This window comes from Mesorhizobium sp. M7A.F.Ca.US.002.01.1.1 (genome assembly GCF_004022955.1).
Lineage (GTDB): Bacteria > Pseudomonadota > Alphaproteobacteria > Rhizobiales > Rhizobiaceae > Mesorhizobium > Mesorhizobium ciceri.
The window spans coordinates 1-5,085 of sequence record NZ_RZQE01000433.1 but is presented as its reverse complement, the minus strand read 5'-3'; the positions used below and the strand labels follow the sequence as shown (position 1 = coordinate 5,085).

Sequence of the window (5,085 nt, the reverse complement as noted above, 5' to 3'; positions counted from 1 at the left end):
GGGCTGCCGGTTGCCGGCGAAGACAAGGCGTCGGCACGCATCGCCTATGGCATTCCCGACGTGGTCGGCAAGGCGAGAGAAGACTATGCGGGCAAGCGCATCCTGGTCATCGGCGGCGGGCACTCGGCCATCAACGTCGCGCTGGCGCTGATGGAGTTGCAGGATGGCGCGCCTGGCACCGAAATCTTCTGGGCGCTGCGGCACGCCAACATCGAGAGATTGCTCGGCGGCGGGCTGAACGACCAGTTGCCGGAACGTGGTGCGCTTGGGCTGGCCGCCAGGCAGGCGATGGCGGACGGCAGGCTGAACATGCTGGCGGGCTTCGCCGTCGACCGCATCGAGACGCAAGGCGAGAAGCTTGCCGTCGACGCCCACCTCGCGGGCAAGCCGTTCAGCATGGCCGTGGACCGCATCGTCGTCACCACCGGCTTCAGGCCAGACCTGTCGTTCCTCGACGAAATCCGCATCGCGCTCGATCCCGTCGTCGAAGCGCCGCCGGCACTGGCGCCGCTGATCGATCCGAACTTCCACTCATGCGGCACGGTTCCCGCGCATGGCATTGCGGAGCTCGCGCAGCCCGAACCCGGTTTCACCATCGTCGGCTCGAAATCCTACGGCCGTGCCCCGACCTTCCTGATGGCGACCGGCTACGAGCAGGTCCGCTCGGTGGTGGCCGATATTGCCGGAGACCATGCCGCGGCCCGCGAGGTGCGGCTGGTGCTGCCGGAGACCGGCGTGTGCAGTGCCGTCGGTGTCGCGACGGTATCGGAAAGCGCCGGCTGCTGTGGCGGGCCTGCTCCCGCCGCTGTCGATGCCTGCTGCGTCAGGGATGCGGACGCCAAGGCAACGGGCGCGTCGGGTTGCGGCTGCGCAACCGCGCCGGCCACCGAGACGCGAGAGAATATGGCGGCCGGCGTCGATGCCTGAACGATCCGTCCTGCGCAAGGCGATCTGGGCGCTTGGGCTGACCCAGATCATCGGCTACGGCACGCTCTATTACAGCTTCTCGATCCTGGCGCCGGCAATGGCACGCGAGTTCGGGCTCACGGAAGGCTGGGTATTCGCAGCCCTGTCGGCCTCGCTGTTTGCCGGCAGCCTGTTCGCGCCGACTGCCGGGCGGTGGGCCGACCGCTTCGGCGCCGGCCGCATCATGACCGTCGGCTCGGTCGCGGCGGCTGTGGCGCTGGCGCTGTGCGCCGTCGCACCCGGCCGCGTGAGCTTCGTTCTGGGATTGCTGGCGATGGAACTGGCCTCCAGCTTCGTCCTCTACAGCGCTGCCTTCGTGGCGATCGTGCAGGTCGGGGTTCCCCGGCCGCAACGCAGCATCACCCATCTGACGCTGATCGCCGGGTTTGCCTCTACCCTGTTCTGGCCGCTGACCTCGGCGCTGCATGCGCATCTCACATGGCGCGAGGTCTACCTTTTGTTCGCCGCTCTCAATCTCGGCCTATGCCTGCCGATCCACGCCTGGCTGATGCGCCTGTCGCGTCGCCACGCAACGGTCACGCCGCATGAGCGCGGTTCCGCCCCCCATGAAGCGGGAATGCCGCTCGATGCGCGGCGCGGCCGGGCCGCATTCCTGCTGATGCTGGCGGGGTTCGCCACCGAAGGCTTCGTGCTGTCGGCGATCCTCATCCACATGGTGCCGCTGACGGCGGCCCTTGGGCTCGGCACCGCAGGCCTCTTCGTCTCGACCCTGTTCGGGCCGGCGCAGGTCGCTAGCCGGTTGATCAACATGCTGTTTGGCGGGCGGCTGCAGCAGACGCACCTTGCCGTCATTGCCGCGTCACTGCTCACGGCCGGGCTGTGTGCGCTGTTGCTGACCACGCCATGGCTGCCCGGCGCCTTCGTGTTCGTATTCCTGTTCGGCCTCGGCTCCGGCCTCACCAGCATCGTCGGCGGCACCTTGCCGCTCGAACTCTTCGGCCGCGAAGGCTATGGCGCGCGGCTGGGATGGGCGAGCGCCGCCCGTCAGTTCACCTCGGCCTTCGCGCCGTTCGCGCTCGCCTTCATGATGGCGCGGACATCGGTCGCCAATTCCCTGTGGGTGCTGGTGGTCGTCGCCGCGAGCGGCGTCATCGCCTTCCTCGCCATCGCGCTGCTCAGGCGGCGCGGCGGCCCGGCAGCGTTTGCGATTGGCGGCAGCGCGGAAGAGGCGACCTGACCGCCCGCCTTTAGTGCCGCAGAATCTTGCTCAGGAAAGCGCGGCTGCGGTCGGTCTTGGGGTGTGAGAAGAACTCGTCGGGCGTGCCGCTTTCGACGATGGCGCCGGCGTCCATGAACACCACGCGCTGGGCGACCTTGCGGGCAAAGCCCATCTCGTGCGTCACCACCATCATGGTCATGCCTTCCTCGGCGACCGCCACCATGACGTCGAGCACTTCGGAGATCATCTCGGGGTCGAGCGCCGAGGTCGGCTCGTCGAACAGCATGATCTTGGGCCGCATGCCGAGGCAACGCGCGATCGCCACGCGCTGCTGCTGGCCGCCGGAGAGCTGTGCGGGATAGGCATTGACCTTGTCGGCGAGGCCAACCTTGGCCAGCAATTCGCGGCCTGCTTTTTCAGCCTCGGCGCGCGGGATCTTGCGGACATGGATTGGGGCGAGCGTGACGTTTTCGAGTGCCGTCTTGTGCGGATAGAGGTTGAACGACTGGAAGACGAAGCCGATCTCGGTGCGCAGTTGCGTCATGTTGGTGGCGGGATCGCCGAGCCGCTGGCCGTCGACGACGAGGTCGCCGTCCTTGATCGCCTCCAGGCCGTTGACGCAGCGGATCAGAGTGCTTTTGCCCGAGCCGCTCGGGCCGCAGACGACGACCACTTCGCGCGGTTCGACGCTGAGCGTGATGTCCTTGAGCACGTTGAGCGAGCCGAACCATTTGTTGACGCCGCGAAAGTCGATCATGCCGGTTTTGGCAAGGCCCGTTTTGGTCATGTTTTCTGGACCTTTGAGGTTGGAAGTCACAACTGCACCTCGCCATGCGCCGCGCCCATGCGCTGCTCCAGCCGGCGGGCCAGCATGATCAGCGGATAGCAGACGATGAAATAGCCGGCGCCGACAAGGAAGAAGACCAGCAGGCCGTTGGGCACACGCTGCACCACCAGCCAGCCGACGCGGGTGAGGTCGGTGAGGCCGATGGCCGAGACGACGGAAGAATCCTTGATCAGCAGCACATATTGCCCGACCAGCGGCGGCAGCACGATGCGCATGGCCTGCGGCAGCACCACCTGGCGCATGCGCTGCCAGCGCGACAGGCCGGACGCCAGTGCCGCCTCGACCTGGCCGGTCGGTACCGAGCGGATGCCGGCGACGACGATCTCGCAGATGAAGCAGGCAGCCAGATTGGTCAGCGCGATGATGCCGGCGGTGAAGGCGTCGAGCTCGATGCCGAACTCCGGCAGGATGAAGAAGATCAGGAAGATCTGCACCAGGAACGGCGTGCCGCGGATCAGGTCGACCCAGGCGCCGATCAAGCCCGAGATCAGACGGTTGCCGCCGGTGCGCAGGATGCCGAGGCCGAAGCCGAGCAGCGTGCCGAGCACCAGGCTGATCAGCGACAGCAACACGGTCATGCCGAGGCCGCGCAGGGCCAGTGGATAGGAGCCGGCGAGGCTTTGCAGTTGTTGCCAGATCATGTCCGCGCCCCCGCTGTGCCGAGCCAGCGGCTGGAGAGCCCAGCCAGCCCTTTCAGGCCGTAATAGAGCAGCAGATAGAAGGCGGCGATGGTGAGGAAGCCTTCCGCCGGCATGAAGCGGTCGGAGGCGAGCAATTGACCGGCGCGTGTCAGTTCCGAAACAGAGATCAGCGACAGAAGGGCGGAATCCTTGACCAGCACGATCGCTTGGCCGAGCAGCGGCGGGATCGTCACCTTGAAGGCTTGCGGCAGGACGACAAGGCGCATGCGCTGGACATAGGTCATGCCCGAAGCGACGCTGGCCTCGACCTGGCCGCGCGGGATCGACAGGATGCCGGCGCGAATGATTTCAGCGATATAGGCGCCGCTGTTCAGCGACAACGCGAGGATGCCGACGACGAGTTCCGGCAGAACGAAGCCGAGCCGGGGCAGGCCGAAATAAAGAAAATAGAGCTGCGCCAGCAAGGGCGTGGCACGCACCGCATCGATATAGGCCTTGGCTGGGGCGCGAAACAGCCAGCCGCGCTGCAGATTCATGGCGCACAGCACGATGCCGACGATGAGCGCGCCGACAAAGGACAGCGCCGACAGCCAAACGGTCGTGACCAGGCCCTGTCCGAACAACGGCAGGTATTCGACGATGGTGCGGAAACTGAAATTTTCGAGCATCGTTGGGTGAAATCCCCAGAGCGCAGGAAACGACAGATGAAACGAAATTCCGGGCGGCTTCGCGGCGTTTAAGATGCGCGCGAAACCGCCTGGATTTATCGCTGCTTAGTGATCCTTCTTCCAGGCGTCGGAATTGACCCAGTAGTCGAGGTTCTTCTGCAGGCGGCCGTCGATAGTGACCTGGTTGAGGAACAGGTTCATCCAGATCAACAGGTCCGGCTCATCATAGCGGGTGGCGAAGGCAAGCGGCTCCTTCGACAGAAGGTCCGGCATGATGGTGAAGGTGCCGGCCGGATAGGCGGTCGACTGGCCTTTGACCGCCGAGACGTCGTTGACGCCGCAGTCGGCCTGGCCGTTGTTGACGGCGTCGAGCAGCAGCGGACCGCCACCCTTGTAGCTCTTGATGTCGGCATCGGGGAAGGCTTTCTTGGCTTCCTTCTCGCCGGTGGCGCCGAGCAGCACGGCGATCTTGGTGCCCTTGGCTTTGCAGTCCTCGGTGGTCTTGAACTTGCTGTCGGCCTTGGTGAAGACGGTGCTGCCCGTGTACATGTAAGGCGTGGTGAAGGCGACCTTCATGCCGCGCGCCAGCGTCGGTGTCATGTCGGCGACCAGCAGGTCGGCCTTGCCCGACAGCAGCGCCGGGATCAAACCATCCCAGTCGAAGTCGAGGAAGGTGATTTTCACTCCCATTTCCTTGGCCATCAGTTCGGCCAGTTCGACCGAACTGCCGGTGCGTTCGCCATTGGCGCCGACCAGCGAGAAGGGCGGTCCCTGGGTCTGCAC

5 protein-coding genes and 1 pseudogene are annotated in these 5,085 nt (G+C 65.6%); 2 read left to right on the top strand and 4 right to left on the bottom strand.

Translation table 11 applies throughout. The features are described from left to right. Positions 1–927 (top strand): annotated as a pseudogene (locus EN932_RS28790) (NAD(P)-binding domain-containing protein); the annotation flags it as partial. Next, positions 920–2,164, top strand: coding sequence for an arsenite efflux MFS transporter ArsK (gene arsK, locus EN932_RS28785; RefSeq protein WP_127384946.1), 1,245 nt, complete (start codon positions 920–922; stop codon positions 2,162–2,164). The pseudogene EN932_RS28790 and the gene arsK, both read left to right, overlap by 8 nt. 10 nt (positions 2,165–2,174) lie before the next feature. On the opposite strand, the gene EN932_RS28780 is transcribed toward arsK, so the two are convergent. From EN932_RS28780 to EN932_RS28765, 4 genes are all read right to left on the bottom strand, one after another. Continuing rightward, on the bottom strand, positions 2,175–2,903 hold the full coding sequence (locus EN932_RS28780) for an amino acid ABC transporter ATP-binding protein (RefSeq protein WP_024501778.1): 729 nt from the start codon (positions 2,901–2,903) through the stop codon (positions 2,175–2,177). Between the two features lie 56 nt (positions 2,904–2,959). Next, positions 2,960–3,634, bottom strand: coding sequence for an amino acid ABC transporter permease (locus EN932_RS28775; protein WP_127368920.1), 675 nt, complete (start codon positions 3,632–3,634; stop codon positions 2,960–2,962). Beyond that, positions 3,631–4,302, bottom strand: coding sequence for an amino acid ABC transporter permease (locus tag EN932_RS28770; protein WP_013530557.1), 672 nt, complete (start codon positions 4,300–4,302; stop codon positions 3,631–3,633). Before EN932_RS28770 ends, EN932_RS28775 begins: the two co-directional genes overlap by 4 nt. A gap of 105 nt (positions 4,303–4,407) precedes the next feature. Then, a partial coding sequence (locus EN932_RS28765) for an ABC transporter substrate-binding protein (protein ID WP_164890659.1) occupies positions 4,408–5,085 on the bottom strand: 678 nt, incomplete at its 5' end.

Excerpts from the sequence above, each read along its gene's own strand:
- EN932_RS28775 (WP_127368920.1), bottom strand. The coding sequence starts at position 3,634 with ATGATCTGGCAACAACTGCAAAGCCTCGCCGGCTCCTATCCACTGGCC.
- arsK (WP_127384946.1), top strand. The coding sequence starts at position 920 with ATGCCTGAACGATCCGTCCTGCGCAAGGCGATCTGGGCGCTTGGGCTG.
- EN932_RS28770 (WP_013530557.1), bottom strand. The coding sequence starts at position 4,302 with ATGCTCGAAAATTTCAGTTTCCGCACCATCGTCGAATACCTGCCGTTG.
- EN932_RS28780 (WP_024501778.1), bottom strand. The coding sequence starts at position 2,903 with ATGATCGACTTTCGCGGCGTCAACAAATGGTTCGGCTCGCTCAACGTG.